General features: G+C 39.4%; 21 protein-coding genes. 16 read left to right on the top strand and 5 right to left on the bottom strand.

Annotated features, from left to right (window positions below; genetic code table 11):
* Positions 1-92: 92 nt before the first annotated feature.
* Entirely contained in the window at positions 93-662 is a 570-nt protein-coding gene (locus tag A6755_RS22770; RefSeq protein ID WP_063592058.1) for a YdhK family protein, read from the top strand.
* A 1,507-nt stretch (positions 663-2,169) separates the two neighbouring features.
* Positions 2,170-2,652: a GNAT family N-acetyltransferase gene (locus A6755_RS22765; RefSeq protein WP_063592057.1), complete on the top strand. Its 483-nt coding sequence runs from the start codon at positions 2,170-2,172 to the stop codon at positions 2,650-2,652.
* Positions 2,653-2,817: 165 nt separating this feature from the next.
* On the opposite strand, the gene A6755_RS22760 is transcribed toward A6755_RS22765, so the two are convergent.
* On the bottom strand, positions 2,818-3,654 hold the full coding sequence (locus A6755_RS22760) for an RMD1 family protein (RefSeq protein ID WP_063592056.1): 837 nt from the start codon (positions 3,652-3,654) through the stop codon (positions 2,818-2,820).
* Positions 3,655-3,865: 211 nt separating this feature from the next.
* The gene (locus tag A6755_RS22755) at positions 3,866-4,717 is read right to left on the bottom strand and encodes a DUF4915 domain-containing protein (RefSeq protein ID WP_063592055.1); all 852 of its coding nucleotides are present in this window, start codon (positions 4,715-4,717) and stop codon (positions 3,866-3,868) included.
* 444 nt (positions 4,718-5,161) lie between these two features.
* Here A6755_RS22755 and A6755_RS22750 point away from each other — a divergent pair, with 444 nt between their 5' ends.
* The 5 genes from A6755_RS22750 (at position 5,162) to A6755_RS22730 (ending at position 9,692) form a co-directional block, all read left to right on the top strand.
* Positions 5,162-6,346 (top strand): glycosyltransferase family 4 protein, encoded by a 1,185-nt coding sequence (locus tag A6755_RS22750; protein ID WP_063592054.1) that lies wholly within the window; start codon positions 5,162-5,164, stop codon positions 6,344-6,346.
* Positions 6,347-6,366: 20 nt separating this feature from the next.
* Positions 6,367-6,690 carry a hypothetical protein gene (locus A6755_RS22745; RefSeq protein ID WP_134402175.1) on the top strand — a complete coding sequence of 108 codons (324 nt, stop codon included), beginning with the start codon at positions 6,367-6,369 and terminating at the stop codon, positions 6,688-6,690.
* A gap of 37 nt (positions 6,691-6,727) precedes the next feature.
* Positions 6,728-8,518 carry a glycosyltransferase family protein gene (locus A6755_RS22740; RefSeq protein WP_063592053.1) on the top strand — a complete coding sequence of 597 codons (1,791 nt, stop codon included), beginning with the start codon at positions 6,728-6,730 and terminating at the stop codon, positions 8,516-8,518.
* A 286-nt stretch (positions 8,519-8,804) separates the two neighbouring features.
* The gene (locus A6755_RS22735; protein ID WP_063592052.1) at positions 8,805-9,290 is read left to right on the top strand and encodes a PaaI family thioesterase; all 486 of its coding nucleotides are present in this window, start codon (positions 8,805-8,807) and stop codon (positions 9,288-9,290) included.
* Positions 9,291-9,500: 210 nt separating this feature from the next.
* Positions 9,501-9,692, top strand: a complete 192-nt coding sequence (locus tag A6755_RS22730; RefSeq protein WP_063592051.1) for a hypothetical protein — start codon at positions 9,501-9,503, stop codon at positions 9,690-9,692.
* Positions 9,693-9,860: 168 nt separating this feature from the next.
* Here A6755_RS22730 and A6755_RS22725 read toward each other — a convergent pair whose 3' ends face one another.
* Together A6755_RS22725 and A6755_RS22720 are read right to left on the bottom strand one after the other, a co-directional pair.
* Positions 9,861-10,238: a hypothetical protein gene (locus A6755_RS22725; protein ID WP_063592050.1), complete on the bottom strand. Its 378-nt coding sequence runs from the start codon at positions 10,236-10,238 to the stop codon at positions 9,861-9,863.
* A gap of 88 nt (positions 10,239-10,326) precedes the next feature.
* Positions 10,327-12,393, bottom strand: coding sequence for a Na+/H+ antiporter (locus A6755_RS22720; protein WP_063592049.1), 2,067 nt, complete (start codon positions 12,391-12,393; stop codon positions 10,327-10,329).
* Positions 12,394-12,751: 358 nt separating this feature from the next.
* Between A6755_RS22720 and A6755_RS22715 the strand changes: the two genes are divergently transcribed.
* The 8 genes from A6755_RS22715 to A6755_RS22675 all read left to right on the top strand — a co-directional run bounded on the left by A6755_RS22715 (position 12,752) and on the right by A6755_RS22675 (position 21,115).
* A complete protein-coding gene (locus A6755_RS22715; RefSeq protein ID WP_063592048.1) occupies positions 12,752-14,344 on the top strand; it encodes a spore germination protein in 1,593 nt (530 codons plus the stop codon).
* 26 nt (positions 14,345-14,370) lie between these two features.
* Positions 14,371-15,591, top strand: a complete 1,221-nt coding sequence (locus A6755_RS22710) for a Ger(x)C family spore germination protein (protein ID WP_134402174.1) — start codon at positions 14,371-14,373, stop codon at positions 15,589-15,591.
* A 275-nt stretch (positions 15,592-15,866) separates the two neighbouring features.
* Complete coding sequence (locus tag A6755_RS22700) at positions 15,867-16,967, top strand: GerAB/ArcD/ProY family transporter (RefSeq protein WP_063592045.1); 1,101 nt, start codon at positions 15,867-15,869, stop codon at positions 16,965-16,967.
* Between the two features lie 186 nt (positions 16,968-17,153).
* Positions 17,154-18,260 (top strand): GerAB/ArcD/ProY family transporter, encoded by a 1,107-nt coding sequence (locus tag A6755_RS22695; protein WP_063592044.1) that lies wholly within the window; start codon positions 17,154-17,156, stop codon positions 18,258-18,260.
* 233 nt (positions 18,261-18,493) lie between these two features.
* The gene (locus tag A6755_RS22690) at positions 18,494-19,267 is read left to right on the top strand and encodes an extracellular solute-binding protein (RefSeq protein WP_084738067.1); all 774 of its coding nucleotides are present in this window, start codon (positions 18,494-18,496) and stop codon (positions 19,265-19,267) included.
* A gap of 22 nt (positions 19,268-19,289) precedes the next feature.
* Positions 19,290-19,760: a COG4315 family predicted lipoprotein gene (locus tag A6755_RS22685; RefSeq protein ID WP_063592043.1), complete on the top strand. Its 471-nt coding sequence runs from the start codon at positions 19,290-19,292 to the stop codon at positions 19,758-19,760.
* 77 nt (positions 19,761-19,837) lie between these two features.
* Entirely contained in the window at positions 19,838-20,392 is a 555-nt protein-coding gene (locus tag A6755_RS22680; RefSeq protein WP_063592042.1) for an RNA polymerase sigma factor, read from the top strand.
* Positions 20,393-21,115 (top strand): anti-sigma factor, encoded by a 723-nt coding sequence (locus A6755_RS22675; RefSeq protein ID WP_063592041.1) that lies wholly within the window; start codon positions 20,393-20,395, stop codon positions 21,113-21,115. It begins immediately after the preceding gene.
* A 189-nt stretch (positions 21,116-21,304) separates the two neighbouring features.
* Here the strand turns inward: A6755_RS22675 and A6755_RS22670 are convergent, their stop codons facing one another.
* On the bottom strand, positions 21,305-21,724 hold the full coding sequence (locus A6755_RS22670; RefSeq protein ID WP_063592040.1) for an AAA-type ATPase lid domain-containing protein: 420 nt from the start codon (positions 21,722-21,724) through the stop codon (positions 21,305-21,307).
* Positions 21,725-21,808: 84 nt separating this feature from the next.
* On the opposite strand from A6755_RS22670, the gene A6755_RS22665 reads away from it, so the two are divergent.
* Complete coding sequence (locus tag A6755_RS22665; RefSeq protein WP_063592039.1) at positions 21,809-22,504, top strand: YjjG family noncanonical pyrimidine nucleotidase; 696 nt, start codon at positions 21,809-21,811, stop codon at positions 22,502-22,504.
* The last annotated feature ends 7 nt before the right edge of the window (positions 22,505-22,511 follow it).

Genomic DNA, 22,511 nt, shown 5'->3' with positions numbered 1-22,511 from the left:
CATCAGGTTAAATTCAGTCACGAGTGTACTCCATATTTTCTGCATATTTAATTGGTAAGATGGGTGTAATCATAAAGGAGGTTTTATTCAATATGAAAAAAAGAACAAAATTGCCTACCATCTTATCCCTATTTGCGGCCGTGTTTTTAGTCCTTGGAGCATGTTCCAACAGCGATGATAAAAACAAAGAAGAGAAAGAAGTAAAGGAACATAGCGAAATGGACATGAACCATTCTAGCTCGGGTGATGTTCCGGAGGGATTAAAAGCGGCAGAAAATCCAACTTATGAAGTTGGAAGTCAAGCGATTATCGAATCAGGTCATATGGAAAGCATGAAAGGGGCGGAAGCAACAATAGTGGGTGCCTTTGATACGACTGCTTATGCAATTTCGTATACGCCTGCAACTGGCGGAGAAAAAGTGGAAAATCATAAATGGATCATTCACGAAGAAATCAAAGATGCTGGTGAAGTGACGTATGAACCCGGAGCGGAGGTTACAGTAAATGCTTCTCATATGGAAGGGATGAACGGGGCAGTCGCTGAAGTTGAATCTGCTGAAAAAACGACTGTTTATATGGTCGATTTCACACCGACTACGGGAGGAGAAAAAGTGAAGAACCATAAATGGGTAACCGAAAGCGAATTATCTGCGTCTAAATGATTTAACATCATGAGTTCAAAAACAGAAGAAAAAAGGATTGGAAACTCCTTCAGTTTGTGACAAAAGTGGATTCGGAATAGTCTCATCCTGAACTATGATTTGTAAAACAAGACTAGATGATCATTGATGTTCTTTTACTGTAAGCCTCATTGGATTGAAGAGATTTTCGACATTCCAGCCCAATAACTGGCTAGCCGAGACCCCACAGGCGCTTCTGCCTAGGAGGCTTGGCAGGAAAGTCGGCGGAAAGGGAGCGGATTTCCGAAAGAGGGTATGTGTAATGAGTTCCACTCCAGGCACTCGCTAGCCGCGGGCGGTCCGGGAGCCGCCGCGGCGCTCGCCTGCGGCGTCTCCCTGGCCACGCTTTTCCCGCAGGAGTCTCGTACCTTCCGTTCCAATCAACTGGAATTTTATAAAAGTAATATTGTAGGGAAACTGTCTCTTTTCCAATTCCTCTACAGTCTGGCTGTTCCATCAATTTTTTTGACAAAAGGGAGTTCGAATTGGTCCCACCCCGAACCATGAAATTAAAACAAGATTAGATTATCATTGATGTTTTTTTTCTTGTAAGCCTCATTGGATTGAAGAAATTGCGACAGCCCAATAACTGGCTAGCTGAGACCCCACAGGCACTTGCGCCGAGGAGGCTTGGCAGGAAAGTCGGCGGAAAGGGAGCGGATTTCCGAAAGAGGGTATGTGTAATGATTTCCACTCCAGGCACTCGCTTTCCGCGGGCGGTCCGGGAGCCTCCTAGGCGCTCGCCTGCGGGGTCTCCCTGGCCACGCTTTTCCCGCAGGAGTCTCGTACCTTCCGTTCCAATCAACTGGAAACTTCTCTTTTTAGAAATATTTTAGGAAAACTGGCTCTTCTTCTCCAATTCGTCTACAGTCTGGCGGTTCCGCCAATTTTCCGGCAAAAGGAGTTTTGAATTGCTCTCGCCCCGAACCATGAATTTAAAAGAAGACTAGAATATCCTTAATGTTTTTTTTACTATAATCCTCATTGGATGGAAGAAATTTGCGACACTCCTGCCGAAATACTGGCTAGCCGAGACCCCGGAGACGCCTGAGTCGAGGAGGCTTGGCAGCCAGTCGGCGGAAAGGGAGCGGATTTCAGAAATCAAGCTGGAACGTCTTTTTTAAAAAAACTGCAGGTAAACTAGTTCTATATGGTTTTTTATTGTTTTAATGAACTCTTGTTGGATGGAAGAGATTTGCGACACTCCTGCCGAATAACTGGCTAGCCGAGACCCCAGAGCGCTTCTGCCTAGGAGGCTTGGCAGAAAGTCGGCGGAAAGGGAGTGAATCTCTGAAATCAACTGAACTATTCAAATAAAAATGCAGGCAAACTTGATTTTCATTGAGTGTGTCTGCAGTCTGAAGGAATGGTAGACAAAGCCATTCCTTTTTTGTATGAATGAATTTTCTTGAAAATTTCTTTACTTGGAGTGTAAAACATTATTTCTGTTAAAATGGCTTTATCAGAAATATGAAAATGGGGTGCAAGTATGATGGCTGGATTAATTATTAGACCTTTTATGGAAACTGACCATGAGGCGCTGAGCAATTATTGTTTACCTATAGAACAAGCAATCTATACTTCTATACCTTTAAAAGTTATCGAAGACTTCAGAAAGGATAAATATAACCTCCCCATGGTCATTTATTTAGATGAGGATTTGATTGGTTGCTTTGCCTTATATACGGATAAAGCGGGAAATCAATATACAAGTAATGAGAATGCGATCCTTCTTAAATCATTCTCCTTGGATTTGCGCCATCAAACAAAGGGGCTAGCTTTTAAGGCGTTAAAAGTGCTGCCTGATATGATCAAACTAAGTCATCCAGATAAAGATGAGATTATTCTAACGGTGCATCATTCGAATGTCCCAGCGATAAATTTGTATAAGAAAGTTGGATTCATTGACAAAGGATACAGATTTAATGGGGAAGAAGGGGAGGAATTCATTTTCCACTTTGCTCTGGATTAAGGGGAATTTAGCTAACTTCTGGAGTGCTTTGTCCCGGTAGGAAAAGCATGTAATTAAACGACAGTATACAGTCAGCTTAAATATGATGAAGTGGTTAAACGCAAAATAAGCATCAAAACGATGCTTATTTTTTTGGAAGGTATTCGAAACGATATGATTAAGAATTCATGGAATCCATCCTATAATTTCTAAAATTGTCAGAAGGATCTCAAAGACAATGAGAATTACAATGATCCATTCAACGAATAGTCCCCTGATTGAATGGCTGATGTTAGAAAACCCATCCATGATGTTATATAAAATTTCGGTTTTACTTTTCAGGATTTTATACCGATCATTCAATTCAAAAAATTCAAGCATTCTATCATAAAATTCGCCGGCAATGCTGCTTGTCCATGTAATATCAGGTTTATCCAGAATCATGATATATGCCAGGGTATTGTACTCGTGACGTACGATTTTTGCCGTCGTCCTCGCTAGTTCCTTGTTACCGATTCTCAGCTTGCCTTTTTCCAGTCGGTCAATCATGGCTTCAAGCTTGTCGTGGATTTTCCCTAGTTGTTCCTCAGTCTTTTCAAGTGCCACCGATTTTGCGAGAATGGTGGAAATTAATTCAGGGTAGAAAAATTCATATTTAGGAACAACTACATATTCGTCTGTCAAATTGATGTTTTCAGTTTCGCTGAAGTGAAGGCTGTAATCATCCGTATATCTATCTGCATTGACGAGATCAATGTCCGGCTCGAATGAATGGATAAAGGAGGAAAATGCCTTGATCTCATCCGGGTGTGAGTAATTGATGAAGACGATGCTGCCAAAAGAAAAAACCAGCACCTGCTGCGATTCGTCCACATTTTTATAAAGGATGGAACGTAGAATATCGCCTTTAAGAATTAAAGGCTCTTCCCAGGTGAATTTTTTGGGGATGCCGCAATGAATGGCGATTTTGTTCAAATCGATTTCATTAGTGATTGCACATGCTTTAAAGGTAATTGCTTCCATATATATCACTCTCTTCAGCAAATTGGTCTTTTTTCGATTCTATTCTATTCTTACAAAAACATGCTTGAATAATTCTGGAAGGTAGAAAAAAGTTTACTGACTGTTCCAGTTGATAAACAAAGTGATACTGATGATCACGTAACTAAACAAATAACTTCCATTAAGGATATAAAAAATATTTAACAACAGAAAAATATGAATTCTACTGTATTCAAATAACCAATATTCCATAAATTTCTTCAGACGGTATATGGATAAAAGATGAAAGTTTTGTAGAGATGTCATGAACATAAATCCCGCAATCTAGCAATATGTTTGTATGATTTTTTAATAAAACCGGTATATGTCTACTCTCACTTTGGCCAATAAACATCGTTTGATTTCTAACTGCTAAACCGCGGGTATAACCAAGACATTTAAAAATATCTTCCTCATTTCTTTTTACTAGGAATTCACCTGAAACACAATAAAACATCTTATCATCATAATGAAGTACGCTGTGAGGCTGGAGTAATTTATCATGACAAATCTTAACCACTTTTCTTTCCTGTAAAGAATACTCTAGAATGACACCTTGGTAAATTTTATTATCGAAATAACTAGCGAAAGAGAGGGAATTTTTCCTTGGAGGATATGAAAACATTGATACATATAGCTTATCATTTGCTATATACAGATCGTTGACGTGGCAAACATCGTCATTTTCAGGTGAAAATCTAATTTCATCGATTCTTTCCAAATTGTTTTTCAAATTATAAATACCAATTGAATTAGTTTTGGTTTCAATAATATAAGCTTTATCATTATCTATTGCTACACCATGTAAATCTAATTCTGTAGATAAAGCCTTATTCATTATAACCTTTAAGTTTTCATCCAAAATGAAGATTCCGTGAGAATTTGAAATTACGACAAAAGAGCTTCCGTATTTTGTAATGCCTGTACATCCAACATTTAAAATCTTTTTTATTTCAGGTTGTTGTTGTTTGAAATGGACTAAATAAAGACCACCTTTATGATTGCAGCATGAAATTAATAATTTACAATCATCTATGGGTATCATGAAGATTTCACCTCTTTTTCTTATATAGTATGAATTTTAATTGTAATAGTGTGGACAAGTTATGGAGGATGATAGTGGACTTTTTATAACGGCCTAACAGGTGTGTTCATTTTGAAATGGGCTTTAGGCCCTAAACTCCCAAGCCCTATTAATAGACTTAATATATAATAGTTTATATGCAAGAGGGCGATTCCGGTAACTGGATCGTCCTTCTTTATTTTGCTTGTTTATACACACTGAAACTTTACAAAAACATATAAAAGTTCATGAAAACTTTACTTTTATTTACAGAATTCTCACATTGGTGTCAATATTCAGTAATACATGTTTGTTATAATCGATTGACGGTTTTAATAGTGGTTGGAATAGGATCTTTTAAAATCCTTCATTTACAGATAAGTAGCAGGCTGATTGAAGATGACTGAATAGTAGGAGTGAACAAAAATGGAGGAATCTATAAATCTATATGAGCTTACATTTAGTGAAAAAGATAGATATGTGATCATTACGAATGCTTATCCACATGAAGATCAGCTATATCGGAATGGGTTTATCCACCGAAGAGTCAAGGCTTATCTGGATGAGGGTTTGAAGGTGGATGTCTTTGTTTTGCATCCTGCCTATAAAAAAGCGGAAAAGTATACGTATGAAGATGTGCCTGTTTATCGAGGAACTGAACAGCATTTGCGCATTTTCTTAAATCATAAAATACATAAAAAAGCGCTCATTCATTTTGTTAATCCAAAAATGGTACAAGCGATAAAAGAATCGAATACGGATTTACCGATTATCACCTGGATACATGGATTTGAAACGGAGGCATGGCATAGAAGATGGTTTAATTTTCTTGAAAGCCCTGAAAGCTTGAGGAAGATACTTGAAATGTCGGACGACTATTATGTATCACAGCTTTCTTTTATGAATTGGTTTTATCAAACGAAAGAATTGGATACAACCTTTGTTCATATCTCCAAATGGTTCAAAGAGCATATAGCGGAATGTGATGCAAGAGCAGAATCGAAAAATTCAGTAATCATTCCTAATGTCATAGATGACAATCTGTTTACCTTTATTGAAAAGCCAGCTGAAATGCGGACAAAAGTCCTTTCAATCAGGCCATACGCTTCACGAAAATACGCCAATGACCTATCGGTGAAAGCAGTGCTGGAACTATCGAAGCGACCATACTTCGATAAGTTGGAATTTGCATTTTATGGCGATGGAAAATTGTTCGATCAAACCGTTGACCCAATCCGGGATTTTGAGAATATAACGATTCATAAAGGTTTCCTATCTCAGGAGAAAATCGCTGCATTACATAAGGAGTATGGAATTTTCCTTTGCCCGACCCGTTTGGATTCTCAAGGGGTTTCCATGTGTGAGGCAATGTCGAGCGGACTAGTGCCGATTTCAACAGATATTACGGCAATCCCGGAATTCGTTATACATGACGTTTCTGGCCTTCTAACAAAACCTGAGTCTCCTACCGATATTGCCGATGCAATAGAGCGCTTATATTACAACTCGGACGTATTTTTAAGAGTGTCAAAACAAGCTTCTCAGTCGATTCGGGAAAAATGCGCTGTTGATGTTGTTATAAAAAGAGAATTGGAGATCATCCAAGGTTAATGGAGGGGAGTTTTTTCAATATGGACGAACGAAACGAATATTGGAAAACGATGTATGAGGAACTCGAATTACAAATGAAAGACATGATGTCCATGACATTGGAGCTCATAGAGAGCAATGGCATGGAAAAACAAAAAACCATTGAGAAAGTTACTAAAGAAAATAATAGGCTGCGAGAAGAATTAGAAAAAAGTAAGATGGCCCAAATGGAAAATATTAAGCTTAACAAAGAAATACGAAGACTTAAGTTGTTAGAACACAAATTCAATGTTACATATGCAGGGAAATTCACATTAAAATATCTTGCGCTTAAATCATCTATTAAAGAACAAATAAAGAAATAAAAATTCATATCAGATTTCAGTCATTGGAGTGAAAACTTTGAATTCACATGAACTAGTTGAAAACAGAAAAATGAAGGTACTTCTATTTGGCTTTATTGACATGAATTCAATGGATGGATCTGCAGTATTTTTATCTTCCTTAGCATCGACCATTGCGTTAGATTCAAACATCGAAGTTGACTTACTTTTAGCTAGCCCGGTCAAACGTGATATCTTAATTCAGCCACTTGAGAAATTTGATAATATAACCATTCTTAATCCTTTTGTCGATCCTTTTTTTAATGCCGCCGGTGATGAATGGGTAAAAAAAGGTGTCATTGATTTCGATGTAGCTGAAATGCTCATTTCTCATTATTGGAGTCAAAATGACTATGATTGGCTATTTGTCAGAAGCATTGAGACTGTTGAAAAAATCGCAAAGCATAAGCAAATCATAAAGAATACATTAGTTTATGCTACAGGATTGACTCACATAGGTCAGGATGTTAATGAAGAAAAATTCGAGAGCATCAAAAATATATATGATCAGTGTGCGTATTTCTTATGTCAAACAGAAGAGATGTGCGAATTTGTCATTGAGATCCTTAATTTGAATAAAGAAAAAAACAAAGTTTCCCTGCTTACCCCGATGATACCAAACGTTGAATCAGCGGAAGGGCAGACCCGGTTAAAAAACAAACTTGTATATACAGGGAAATTCGACCCGGATTGGAAGACCATTCCCATAATTACTGCTTTTAAAGAATTAAAACGTGAGATCCCGAATCTATCACTTGATGTGGCGGGGGATAAATTCAAATGGGTTAAAGATGACTCTCAGTTTAAGGAAGAAGCGGCATACCTCCTTAAAAATACGGATGGGCTTACATGGTACGGTGCTTTGACAAGGGAGAATGCCCAACAATTAATCGTGAATAGTGATATTGGGATAACCTGGAGAAGTGAGGAAATGGACAGCAGTCTGGAACTGTCTACAAAGCTATTGGAGTATGGGATTTTGAGGAAGGCTGTAATAATGAATCCAACCAAAATGCATATGAAGCTTTTTGGCGAAGATTACCCGTTATATGCCGTTACAGAGAAGGATTTCCGTGACGCTGTCAAATTAGCATTATGTAATAAGGATATATATGAGTTTGCGGCACAACGAATGTATCAAGTTAGCAGGCAGTTTTTATTTTCGGAAGCAATAAAAAAACTGCAAGGACCATTATGGAGCAAGCGCATTACCGATTATGTGAATGAAAGTGCGAATATGTTTTATATTGATGAAGATGACTTTGATGAACTGATTAGGCATACATCATTAAAAAAAGTGAAAATATTGCCTGCGCAGTTTAATGTTGACGAAGTTTTCACCTATATTGTCAAAAACATACCTGAAGAAATAAAACGAGTCGAAAAACTGTTTAAACTGTCTGGGTATGGTCAAATCATTTCAGCAGAAAAAGCTGGGTGCTATACATTTCTCCACATCCATAAAAGGTATGGAAACTTTGAACGAAATTTTCAAAATAACATCCCCTATTTAAAAACGATAGGATTTGAAACCTTTGGCAATCCTAAATTAAAACCAAAAGATGTGGAGATTTCAATCAAAGAACGGGCAATTGTTGATAAAGAAAAATATGATATGAAAGGGAAAACTAAAGAATTAGCTAAAGAAGTAAAGCAATTAAAAAAACTGAACACAGTTCAACTTAAACAAATTACTAAGCTAGAAAAACAAAATCAAGCACTTGGACGTAAATATGATTCACTTTCGAAGTCGAAAATGGGTAAAATGACATTCAAGTATTGGGATTTAAGAAAAAGGCTTAACTTTTAATAAGAAGGTAAACACTTCTTAACTCTATATCAGTTAAAGGAAAGCTCCTGAATGCTTCTGGCTTACAGGGGCCTTTCTCAATTATATGGAGTAAAGGAGCAGTGATTCTTGCAAACTTTTTTTCGATTAAAGCTGCCTCAGGTTACTATTCTATGAAAATTAAAACTTGATAGTAGGCTCAATAAAGATTCATGGAATTTCAAAAAACTAACCTTTCAGCATGTATCCAAATAGACCCCTTATTCCTTAATGGTGTTATAATATTCTGAAAAAGGGGGGAGAGATGATGGAGGAGAATATGATAAAAGCGATTCAAGATGATTATCCAGATGCATTTGCATGGTGTTATGGATGCGGTCGCTTGAACAAAGATGGTCATCATTTTCGAACGGGTTGGCAAGACGAGCAAACAAGGACTATCTATACACCACGCCCAGAGCATATTGCAATTCCAGGATTTGTTTATGGCGGCTTGATTGCCTCTTTAATTGATTGTCACGGAACAGGTTCCGCTGCATTGGCTTTACACCGTAAAAACGGTCATGAAGTTGGAGATGGAGTGGAACCACCCAGGTTCGTGACTGCGTCACTGAATGTGGAGTTCGTAAAGCCAACCCCAAATGATGTGCCATTAATGGCCATTGGGACGATTCATGAAATTCATCCTAAGAAATGGAGAATCGAAACAGAGGTATTTGCACTCGATAAACTTTGCGCCCGTGGAGAGGTAATCGCTGTGGTGATGCCAAGTACTTTTACAAGCAAAGAGTGATCTTTATTAATGTAAACGCATCGAATCCGGATCGAATCCGGAATTAGATGTACTATAAAAGGGCCGTCCAATTATTTGGACGGTTATTTAGTGTATCAGAGTATCCATTTCAAGCATGTTATCGTAATAAAGTGGCATGTAGCTGGAAATTACAAGCGAAATAGTAAGATATTAATATACTTACATTATAGGCAAAGGGAGGTTGCATGGATGAAAATAAACGTAGAGATAGATGAGGAGATCAAGGCGATAGAGGTGCTTATCCGCAATCATGAATGGAATGAGGAAGTGCAGGAATTGATGGAGCGCTTGAAGGAGAGGAAAAGACCGTATCTTGCCGGCAGAAAAGGAGAAATGCAGCATGTTTTCCGGGCAGAAGAAACCTTTTGTTTGTTCACATAGCAAGATTCCATAATGGTACGGACGAAACAGGGGATTTTCGAAAGCTTTCTATCTCTACTTTCGCTTCCAAGTGAAAAATAATGAATGAAGGAATTGATAAGAAGGGATTGAGAAGGATCGGCACAGAGGATTGATCAACCGAGTAAATTGGAAGGGGGCATCGGGCTTCTACTGGAGAGTTTGGAGCGAATATCGGGAGTTTGGTGCTTTTACAGGCGAGTTTGGAGCGAATACTCGTGAGTTTGGAGCGAATACTCGTGAGTTTGGCGCTTTTACTCGTGAATTTGGAGCGAATACTCGTGAAACACAGAAACGAACATGCTTTTTTTCATTGTCATTACAATGCATCTTGAATTCAAAGAAGAGTTCGTTGTATTGACCTGCCAGCTTCATGATACTTTTATGAACTGATTTAGGTTCAATTGTAAAAGCTGCAAAACGGTGATTTAACTCCATTGTGAGGGCCATAAGGAATAATGGGAACAGATGCCATGAATCCTCTGGAATTTCGATGAAAGCCCTTATACCTGCTCGATCTACAGTCATTTCATTTTTCCTGAGGTATTCATCCTTGCCTTGGAATGTAAATAAAGAGACACCGCTTCCTGTTGCATCGGAGTCTCTTAATATTTTATCAATTTTGTATCATTATCATTTCATCGTAGATTAAGTTTTGTCTAATCTCAGTTGCTGTTTGTATGGATATTTGCTCATCTTCAACCATTTGCGCAATGATATCACGTTCGATTTGCATCGCATTCAACTGAAATTGACTTACCATCTCTTCAAAGCGTTTTGCTTCTTTTTCACTTAATGTTCCGAACGGATTCAAATAACGATTATATCTTTGGATGACAAGCATGACTTCATGGCGGTTTTCAGGTGCAGTTTGTTGTTTGATCAATAAAATGGCTTCCTTTGAAGCTTCTTTTTGTGCTTTACGAAACTCCCTGATCAGGTCCGCATTTTTAACGATGGAGTCCTCTAATTTCGCTTCCCATTTCTTATCCCATTTGACATTGATCTTTTTCTTGAAAAGAATAGCCTGCAAATTGATCCAAGCCCTTTTCAGGGAGGATTTTTGCATATAATTCGAGGTTCTTGAAAGATACACTTTATATAGTTCAAAGGCTGTTTCAGATATAGTCCCTTTTTCGACTAATCCAGAAACGACTTCCAATTCTTTATTGGCTCCTAGCTCCACTAATTCGCGTATTGTCCGATCATCCGGTCGATTCGTTATTCCCCGTTCCAAATCTATCAGTTGTTCATTTAAATCTTCCATTACTTGATGGACCGCTTTCTGATTCTCGATGGTTGCTTCTTTGCTCAGTTGATTGATCGTTTTATTTAAAACAATTTTATAAGCCTCCTCAGAGGTTAGACGCTCATCTTTGAATTCAATCGGTGTCTTTACCAGTAATGGCAAGAGAACCGTAGCCAAGGTGACGCTTAACAATATAACGCAAGCTGCGATAAACAAGACTGTATTACGCATCGGGAATAAAGTGTCATCCCGCATGAAATATGGTATGGATAAAGCTGTAGCTAATGTAATGGTTCCATGAATGCCGCAAACGGATGTCAAAAATGCAAATCGGGATCTTGAAACATTCTCCTCATCGGTGTCATTGCTATCTTCTGGATGAACCCTGGACATAATGAATTGCTCTAATGGATTCACTCTGTTTTTCGTAAAAGTATCATGCAGGATGTATACCCATATAAAACGGATCACCAATAATAAAAGAACGATCAAGACACTTATCCCAAAAAGAATGCCCCTATTTAAGTTGGACTCAATTTCCTGATAAACACTCGGCAACATAAATCCTAACAAAGCAAATACAAGTCCATTCAAGACATAACCTAATACAGACCATGTATTAGTTGATACAATTTGCAATTTAGTCGTGGAACTCTGAAGGCGATCCCGCTCGATGCCATGAATTACACCTGCAGCAACAACTGCCAAGATTCCGGAAACATGGAATTCTTCAGCTGCCATATAGATGGAAAAAGGCGTAATTAGTTCAATGACAATAGACATTGGGATTTCTTCAAGTCCATGAATCCGTAAAAATAATCGTAATTTAACGATTAAATAGCCCAATAGGATCCCTATAAAGATACCGCCTAAAGCTACAAATATAAAATTAAGCGAAGCATCTTTTATAGAAAACACTCCAGTTAAGGCAGCTGCCAGGGCAACTTTAAAAGCGACGATTCCGGCAGCATCATTGAAAAGTGATTCACCCTCAAGGATGGGCATCATGTTTCCAGGCAATTTCAATCCTTTTGTAATCGATTGTACCGCTACCGCATCCGTAGGGGTAATTGTTGCGGCTAAAGCAAAAGCCACAGCCACCGGCATATCAGGTATTAACCAGTGGATGAAATAGCCTCCTGCAAAAACCGTCACAAATACTAACCCAAAGGCTAATAACAGAATGGGCTTACGCAATTCAAGCATTTCTTTACGAGACGTATTTTTTCCTTCTGTAAAGAGCAGCGGAGCAATGACACAGATCATAAATAATTCTGAATGAAAATCAAATGATAATTGAAATGGTAATAATGAGAACACTGCTCCCATGGATATCTGATATATCGGAAGTGGGATACGAGGCCATATAGCATTTAATATTGTAGCGATTATTGTGGACACCAATAATCCGAGCAATGTGATTAATAATGACATAGAATCTCCCTTATCTTCTAATGTTTTAGTCGATTGCCCATGAAAGTTATAAAAAAGGTATTTAAAACAATATCCATCCTTTAAAAAGTAACCCCTATTTTATGGTCCTATGTAGCGTGTTCAAAAAACAATGCTTAGCCAGAGACAAATTTTCTATTAATATGTAGCCTCGGTTTTTGATATACCCCTTAGTTATTAATTACAAACAGGATATCACAAGAGTTTACGGTTTATTCAAAATCAACTTATGACATGGCTTTTCCATGAAAATTAGTTCATGCCGGACACAGGATTTTCTGTATAAAATACCCTAAATGAAGAAACATAGAAAAATGGAGTTAGAGCGACCTGCAAAAAAATGGGGGTAACCAGCTTGATTCGTAATGTGGGTAGATTATTAAAGAAAACGAAAGAAAAAAAATCCAGTGTACAGAATAATTACCAAGATTCTAAGCCTGCAGATGCACTTGATGCGAATTTCAGTCTAAATGTAGAAACACTTCGTTCTGTTTATGATAATTGCTCGGATGTCATGTTCCGTTCGTTCTTACTTTTCGGAAAGACGAGAGCCATGCTTATTTACATTGCGGGACTCTCAGACATCGAGGCGATAGAGCAGTATGTTCTATCTCCACTCATGCAAGAGTCATCAAAAGAGCCACAGCCATTAAATGAGTTTATTGAACATAAAATGCCCGTTCCTAAAGTGGTAAAAGTGAATATGTTGGCGGATTGCATTGAATCGATTTCCACTGGAAACCCGATCCTTCTATATGAAGGGGAAAGCGATGGATTTTCTTTAGGATTGTCCAAATGGGAAAAGCGGGCGATTGAAGAACCTATGGCAGAGGGGGGAGTTAGGGGGTCACGAGAGGGATTTATTGAATCTCTAGAGGTAAACACGTCCCAATTGCGACGTATTATTAAAAGTCCTGCCCTTAAAATACAATCGATGAAGATCGGAACTTATACCAGGACGAATGTTTCGATTGCTTATATTGATGGACTTGCGGATAAAACACTGATTGAAGAGATTACAACTCGGTTGGAACGAATTAAAATAGACGGTATTTTAGAAAGCGAGTATATCGAGGAAATGATTGAGGACAATCCGTATTCACCTTTCCCTCAAATCATGACGACAGAACGGCCGGATGTAGCCTGTTCTTGCTTGCTGGAGGGACGGGCTGTCATTCTTGTAGAAGGAACCCCTTTTACTTTAATTGCACCAATATCCTTCTTTTCTTTGATTCAATCACAAGAGGATTATGCTCAACGTTTTTTGGCAGGCACTTTTATCCGTTGGTTGCGTTATTTTTTTATGGGATTATCTCTTTTGCTTCCGTCCCTATATGTTGCTATTTTGACGTTCCATCATGAGGCGGTCCCAACCGCACTCTTGCTAAGCAGCGCGGCATCACGGGAAGCGGTCCCTTTTCCTGCAATAGTAGAGGCATTGGCTATGGAAATTACCTTTGAAGCACTAAGAGAGGCAGGGGTTCGATTGCCGAAGCAGGTAGGTTCTGCTGTCAGCATTGTTGGAGCGCTAGTGATTGGTCAAGCTTCCGTACAAGCGGGGTTGGTTTCAGCGCCAATGGTCATTGTAGTTGCGATTACGGGAATCGCTTCTTTTATGATGCCTCGTTATATTGCCGGAATTGCTTTCCGGATGCTCCGTTTTCCAATGATGCTGCTTGCCGGTACATTAGGACTGCTTGGTATCATGATGGGGATCATTGCCATAGTCATACACTTATGCAGCTTGCGTTCCTTCGGCGTTCCCTACTTAACTCCACTGGCACCGTTAAAAGGTCAAGAGCTGAAAGATGTGCTGTGGAGGGCTCCTTGGTGGAAGATGGATACACGCCCGCGCCTTACAGGCGATTCTAATGTATACCGTCAATCCTCGGAGCAGGGACCAAATCCAAAAAGGGGAAGTGAAACGGAGTGAATAATGGTTGGAGGAGAACAAAGATATTGGAGAAAGTAAAGAGGCGTCATTTCATGAAAAGCGTCCTTCTTTTGCTCGGTATTAGTGGAACAACCCCTTTTCTAAGCGGTTGTTGGGATCGAATAGAAATCACTGATTTGGCGATTGTCACAGCAGCCGCCATCGATAAGAACGATAATGATCAAATCGAACTATCCGTCCAAGTTTTTATTCCAAGTTCAATAAGTAGTGGAGGCGGCGGTCAAGGAGGAGGGAGCAGTCAAGGAGGGGGTGCGGTTACGACATTGGTGAGATATGAAAAAGGCTCCAATATTTCAGATGCATTGTCTAAGCTTCAAAGCAAGCTTCCGCGAAAAGTATTTTGGGGACATTGTAAAATATTTGTATTCGGTGAAAAGTTAGCGAAGGAAGGAATTCGAGAGCAGCTGGATTTTTTGCTGCGCCATCCGCAGCCAAGAGAGAAAGCAAATGTGTATGTCAGCAAGGGGAAAGCGAAGCCTATCCTTGAATCTCTACCACCCCTGGAAAACTATTCAGGGGAAGTGCTTAGGGAACTATCTGATTTACATATTGGGATGCTGGTCACTATGCAGGATTTAGATGAAATGTTAACGGGTATACCTCAAGCGGCTGCACTTCCATTCGTTAAAATTTTACCACCAGAGAAAGGGCAAACGAAATTACAGGGAATTCCTTACATTGCCGGGACAGCCGTGTTCAAAAAAGATAAAATGACTGGGATGATGACGGAAAAAGAAACAAGAGGGCTATTGTGGTTAAGGGATGAAGTGGAATCATATACGGTGACCATAAAACCCAAAGGGGTAAAAGGGGAGATATCTTTAAGTCCAGTGTCAGCCAAAGTCAAGATCATTCCGCAAATTATCAATGAAAAATGGAGATTATCGGTGAAGGTAATTACAGATGGAGCTGTTATACAGAATGGAACGAATTTAAACCTTTCAAATCCTAAGTCTCTAAATGCTGCAGAACGAGCATATCAAAAAGATATAGAAAAACGCATCAAGATGGCTTTTCTGAATACCCAGCATAAGAAAGCGGACATTTTAGGGTTAGGTAAAGATTTCTATCGTAAATATCCTAAACAGTTTAATAAGGTCGATAACCACTGGGATGAGATATTCGCGGAAATGGAAGTGGAAGTCGATGTTGCGGCCCATATTCGAAGACAGGGTTATATAAACAAACCGGCAGGATTGTCTGAGGAAGAGGTGAAGGACAAATGAGATGGGGAGCTTTTTTTTGTACAAGCGTGGTTGTAGTTCTAATCATTTTGTATGAATGGCCGAAAATGAAACAAAATCCTAAAAAAGATAAAATGGCATTTCTTACACTGCTCCTCACTGGCTTGGTTCTGTCCATGTTCAACCTCCCACAGATGTCAGGACCCACTCAATGGATCGAAACTCTTTTCAGGCCATTTGGAGAGTTTATGGAAAAATGAGTCTGTTAGTGGGTGTTGCGTTACTCAATTCATCCTATTAATGAAAGGAGGAAGCAGATGGAGAAAGGGAAAATTTCATCATTACAGATGGCATTCATGATGTATCCGACTATTGTGGCAACGGCTATTATCGGGGTTCCCAGCATCACAGCGAAGTATGCCAAAACTGATTTATGGCTGTCCCCCATTTTTGCTGCGCTCATAGGGTATCTTACGGTTTATATCGCTTATAAACTGCACCAACTTTATCCACAACAAACGGTGATCCAATTCACTGAAAAGATCATTGGTCGGATTCCGGGGAAAATTTTCGGTTTTTTACTCATATTTTTTTATATCCAGAACACGGGGCTAATCCTTAGAGGCTACGCAGAATTTATTGTCGGCTCTTTTCTGGTACGTACCCCGATTAGTGTGATCATGGCATCGATGGTGCTTCTGTGTGCGTTCATCGTACGCGGGGGAATAGAAGTGTTGGGGCGAGCTGCTGAATTGTTTGTACCTGTTTTCATTTTTCCAATCTTTATCTTAATCCTCTTGCTGATTCCTGATCTTGAATTCAAGAATATATTCCCGGTATTGGCGGATGGTGTAATGCCCCCAATCAAGGGTGCGATTGTACCCGGGGGATGGTTCAGCGAGTTTTTCCTGATCATTTTCCTTCTTCCTTTTTTGGCAGATATGAAAAAAGGGATGAAATCCGGTATGAAGTCTGTTTTTGCCGTGATGATGACGTTAATTGTGGTGAATCTTACGGTTCTTTTTGTACTTGGGTCAACAACGTCCACAAAGCTTTACCCCTTGATGAATGCATCTCGATACATCAGTTTGGCCGACTTTTTTGAACATGTAGAATCCGCTGCCATGGCGGTATGGATAGTGGGGGCGTTTGTGAAAATTTCCGTTTTTTATTATGCATCTGCTTTAGGTACAGCACAGTGGCTGAATCTCTCCGACTATCGTCCTGTTGTATGGCCGATAGGGATTTTGATTGTCATTTTCAGTTTGTGGTCGTTGCCTAGCTCTGTGGATGTCAGTCGTAATGATATCAACGTCTTCCCTTTACAAAGTATTTTGATGCAAACGATTATTCCTCTGTTATTGTTGCTGATTGCTATTGTAAGGAAAAGAAATCGTAAAGGAACCGAAACTAGCTGACTGGGCATTTTTAATAAATATCCTATCGTTTAGGTGCTACACAAGTTCGTACTCGCGCAGTGGGCAGGACGTACTGAATGGATTAATCTCTTTATTAATGCCGTTTGAAGAGTTTATGAAAAAGTAATTCTATCAGTCGGTTGCGTGATTTCAGATTTACATACTATCACAGAAAGGAGGAAGATGATGGAGAAAGGGAAAATTTCATCTTTACAGATGGCATTCATGATGTATCCGACGATTGTGGCAACGGCTATTCTCGGTGTTCCAAGCATCACAGCGAAATATGCCAAAACTGATTTATGGCTGTCCCCCATTTTGGCGTCTCTCATCGGGTATGCGACGGTGTATATCGCTTATAAACTGCACAAACTTTATCCGAAACAAACGGTTATCCAATTCAGTGAACAGATCATTGGTCGGATTCCGGGGAAAATTCTCGGTTTTTTATTCTTGTTTTTTTATATCCCGATCACAGGGCAAATCCTAAGAAGTTACGGAGAATATATTGTCGACTCTTTTCTGGTCAAAACCCCAATTAGCGTGGTCATGGCATCGATGATACTCCTCTGTGCCTTTATCGTACGCGGAGGGATAGAAGTGTTGGGGAGAGCTGCCCAATTGTTTGTTCCCGTTTTTATCATTCCAATCCTCCTCTTAATCATCCTATTGGGCCCTGATCTCGAATTTAAGAATATATTCCCGATATTAGGGAATGGAATTATGCCTCCAATCAAGGGTTCGATTGTACCAGGTGGATGGTTCAGCGAGTTTTTTCTGATGATTTTTCTCCTCCCTTTTTTAACCGATATGAAAAAAGGAATGAAATATGGGATGAGGACTGTGTTTGCTGTAATGATGACGTTAGTTGTGGTGAATCTTATCGTTCTTTTTGTACTCGGATCAACAACATCCACCAAGAATTATCCTCTGATGAATGTATCTCGGTACATCAGTTTTGCCGACTTTTTTGAACATTTGGAGTCCGCCATCATGGCCGTATGGATAGTAGGAGCGTTTGTCAAAATTTCTGTGTTTTATTATGCGGCTGCTTTGGGTACCGCGCAGTGGCTGAATCTCTCCGACTATCGTCCTGTTGTATGGCCAATAGGGATTTTGATTGTAGAATTCAGCTTTTGGTCGTATCCTAGCGCTATGGATGTCAGTCGTTTTGATATCATCGCCTTCCCTTTTTATGGGGTTTTGATGCAAACGTTGATTCCTCTGTTATTGTTGGTGATAGCTGTTGTTAAAAGAAATAGACAGAGAAAAAAGGGAAGCAATTCAAGCTAACCTTTTCTGTCACTGGTTTTAGAGACTTGAAAGAGTATGTAATTAAAGTCATGCCCCATTCGAAAAAAGATACTTTTCGAATGGTTTTTTTATGAGAAAAAAGAAGAATAGCTTAATATCACCAGATGTATTATACAGCAGGTTAAAAAAATTAACAGTTTTTTTCAAACCGTTTTGAAGTTTGTCCCGTTATCTATAGTACAAAGGCTTTTTAGAAGGGAGAGAAGAAAGACTTGAAAAAGGTCATTTTTGTTGGATGGATATCATTGATGCTAGTACTGTTGGGATTTTCACTTCAAATGGTTCCGAAACATGGGCAAGCTGTCAACGACGTCGTAAAAGTCTATGGACCAGGTGGACCTCTTGGACCTATCAAGGAATTGGCGGAGCAATTCACCAAAGAAACGGGGATAAAGGTTGAAGTAACAGCGGGACCCGAAAATAAATGGATTGATCAAGCCAAACAGGATGCGGATATCATTTACGGAGGGTCCGAGTATATGCTAACTCAATTTATGCATGATTATCCAGGTATCATTAATGAAAAGAGCCGCACTGAATTGTATGCACGGTCAGCCGGCATCCTGGTTAGAAAAGGAAACCCAAAGAATATACAGTCCTTGGAGGATTTAACGAAAAAGGGCGTAAAGATTGTGGATGTTAATGGAGCCGGGCAACTGGGGCTATGGGAAGATTTGGCTGGAAGAAAAGGATTGATTCCTGGAATTAGCAGGAATATTGACATTTCAGTGAAGTCCAGTGCAGAAGCTATTAATTTATGGAAGGCAAATTCAAAATTGGACGCCTGGATTACATATGAATCCTGGCATTACCGTCTGGCGGATGTGACGGACCTGGTTCAGCTCCCTGAGGAAGACAAGCTCTATAGAGGAACCCCGATAAGCATAACAAGTAAGAGTGATAACAAGAAAAAGGCAAAACAATTCATTGCTTATCTTAAAACGGAAGAATCCCATCAAGTGTTTCAAAAATGGGGATGGAAGTAAAATTTATGAGGAGTGAGAGTATATGAAAAAGTGGATGGTATTTTCAGTTTTTATGATGGTCTTAGTATTGGCGGCATGTGGAAATGAAGCGAAGGATTCACCCGAAAAGGATCAAGCTGTTAGTGGTACTGCCGATGAAAAAGCGGTAACCCTAAAATTATTGGAAAGTGAACCATTAGGCGAATACCTGGCTGATTCCAAGGGAATGACGCTTTACTTTTTCAAGAATGATAAATCAGGAAAAAGCAATTGCATGGGTGATTGTCTCAAAAAATGGCCGCCGTTCATGGAAAGGGATTTTGCTGTCCCTAAAGGATTTGAGGAAAATGACTTTGGAACCATTCAAAGGGAAGATACAGGGGAAGAGCAGGTGACGTACAAAGGATTTCCACTCTACTATTTTGCGAATGATAAGGCAGCGGGAGATGTCAATGGTGAAGGTGTTAAAAATGTTTGGTATATTGTGAATAATAAGACTATTTTTCCAAAATAAGAAAAAGGGGCGATCAGTGATGGTCGTTCCTGTTACACGTTTTTTCCAAATTTACTTGTGAGGAGTTGCAGGTGCGATTGAAAGAAAAACTTGATAAGGAATTGATGGCATTAGTCATGAAAAAGCATCGTCCTGCTCTGGAAGAACTTTATGACCGCTATATTAAATTAATCTATGGTTATATTTTTAAGTTCACAAATGGAAATGCTGAAAAAACAAAGGAGATTGTGCAGTTGGTCTTTTTAAAGCTCTGGACCACAAAAAGCAGTTACAATCCCGAAAAGGGGCACTTTGTCAGCTGGCTTTTGACCGTTACAAGAAATGTGTGTGTGGATTATGTCCGTAAAGACAGCGTTCATATCCGGAATAACAATCACATGGACATGAGTCATCCAATAGACATAGAAGATCCTAATAATGATATAGAAAATGGGCTATTACACAGTGAAATTGCCAATGCAAAAAGTAAGTTAAGCAAGCCGCAAAAAAGGCTGATTGATTTACTGTATTGGAAAGGGTACTCGTTAACGGAAATTGCCAAAATTGAAAATGAACCGATTGGTACCATCAAGAGCAGACTTCACCAGTCGCTTAAATTGTTGAAAAAGCATTTGGAAGTAGGTGGTTTGTAAATGAATACAGAGTGCGCTAACCTGCTTTCATTTTTATCGGGTGAACTGGGAGAAAAAGAAAAAAAAGCATTCACGGAACACTTAATGCAATGCTCTGAATGCAATAGGGAGTATGAACAAATGACTGAAGCCTGGAATTCATTGAAATGGGATTTCGAAGAAATGGAACCTTCTTCTTCCCTGAAATCAGAGGTCATGAATTTTGTCTTTGAGACTGATGATGAAGTTCCGGTGCGAAAGGAAAAGAATTGGAGTGTTTTTTTCTTTAAGCAGTTTACTCCAGTCACTTCTGGTCTTTTGTTGGCTGTTCTGGTTTTGGTATTTGTGCTGTTATATTCCAATATTCAACTGAAAAAAGAACTTGCAGCTATCAATCTGCCAATGGAGGTTAAAACGTCGCTATCTTTGCAGCCTGCCGATAAGACCGCTGTAAATATGAATACGGACGGGGCTGCATACATTTTGCAGCAAGGTGACGAAAGAAGGTTAATCGTGCAAATTCAGAATTTGCCTAGCCTTCAGGAGTCCGAGGTGTATCAGGTGTGGTTGCTGAAAGATGGAAAACGGAGAAATGCAGGAACTTTCAAGCCTGATGAAGCAGGTACAGGATCATTGACATACAAACTGTCCATAGATGATAAATTCAATCAAATTGGCATCACAAAAGAACCGGATTCAAATAGTACAAAGCCGAGGGGCGAAAAAATAGTAGGATCTTCATAAAAATAAGGGACTTGCCCGCAAAGGGGAAGTCCCTTATTTTTTGTTCATACCTGGACCATGGATCAGGAAGAAGAAGTCGGGATTTACAATGGAAGCCCATATGAAATGGAATACTTTCATAACTAGCAACGGATACCCGCAATGTTTCAGTTGGATTGAAATGGGAAATGATTGTCGTTTCCATGGTACCTATTTATTCATTAAGTCATCGCAGTACTCCCGGATCAATGCCGAGGCTTTCGTTTGGCTGATAGAGAGGTCCTTCGCGACTTTCCTTGATGATTTGTATGTTTGGTAAGATTTCCTGATCAATATCCGTTTCGTTTCATCAAGTGCTTTATCGAGTGAAGTGGGGAGATCAATCTGTGTGACCTGTTCAACGTTCTCGGTTATCATTTCAGGCAAGTCGGACATCAGGATAACGGAGTCACTTATTAAGACCAACCTTTCAATCAAGTTTTCGAGCTGGCGTACATTGCCGGCCCATGAATAATGAATTAATAGGTTCAAGCATTCTTCCGAAATGACTTTATTTTCATGATACCTTTCATTGAACTTATTTAAAAAATTGTACGTAAGGGGAATGATATCTTCTTTACGTTCTCGCAATTTTTCCAAGCTTTCAGTATATATTTTCGATACGTAATTAAAGGAAATGTGTTAAGTTGGACTAAAATGATTATGGGGGCAGCGATGAAATACGAAATTATTTTATTTGATGTTGATGATACTTTGCTGGACTTTGGAATATCGGAAAAGAATGCACTGCATGAAGCTTTTTTAGAGTTCGGTTTGCCAACAGGGGCGGAGGATTATGCGCGATGCTACCAAGAAATCAGTAAGGTATTATGGAGGAATTTGGAACAGGGGCATATAGATTTAACCATTCTGGGAGTGGAAAGGTTCAAGCGGTTGTTCCTGAAGCATGGGCTTGATATGGATGCGGATGCGTTCAGCCGTGCGTACCTAGGACATTTGGGAAAGGAAATACATCTTCTGCCCGGGGCTATAGAGGTTTGCGAGAAGCTTGGAGGATGCCGGCTTGCTATTATAACAAATGGCTTCACGGCGGTGCAGACAGCAAGGATCGGCGGGTCAGCCCTTTGCAATACCTTTGAGACCTTGATAGTTTCCGAAGAGGCTGGGTTTCAGAAGCCTGATAGAGGGATTTTTGATTATGCATTTTCCAAGTTAAAGATCACAGATAAATCGAAAGCGTTGATAGTGGGTGATTCCTTGACATCTGATATACAGGGCGGCTTGAATTATGGATTGGATACATGCTGGTACAATCCCCATCAAAAGGATAATGATCTGGGAATCAAGCCCACCTATGAAATCCGTACGCTCACTGATCTTTTGGAGATTGTAGGAAGTAAACAAGTATAGGGTGGTA

Source organism: Peribacillus frigoritolerans (assembly GCF_001636405.1).
GTDB lineage: Bacteria > Bacillota > Bacilli > Bacillales > DSM-1321 > Peribacillus > Peribacillus frigoritolerans.
The sequence above is the reverse complement of the archived record's forward strand: the minus strand, read 5'-3'. Positions and strand labels throughout refer to the sequence as shown.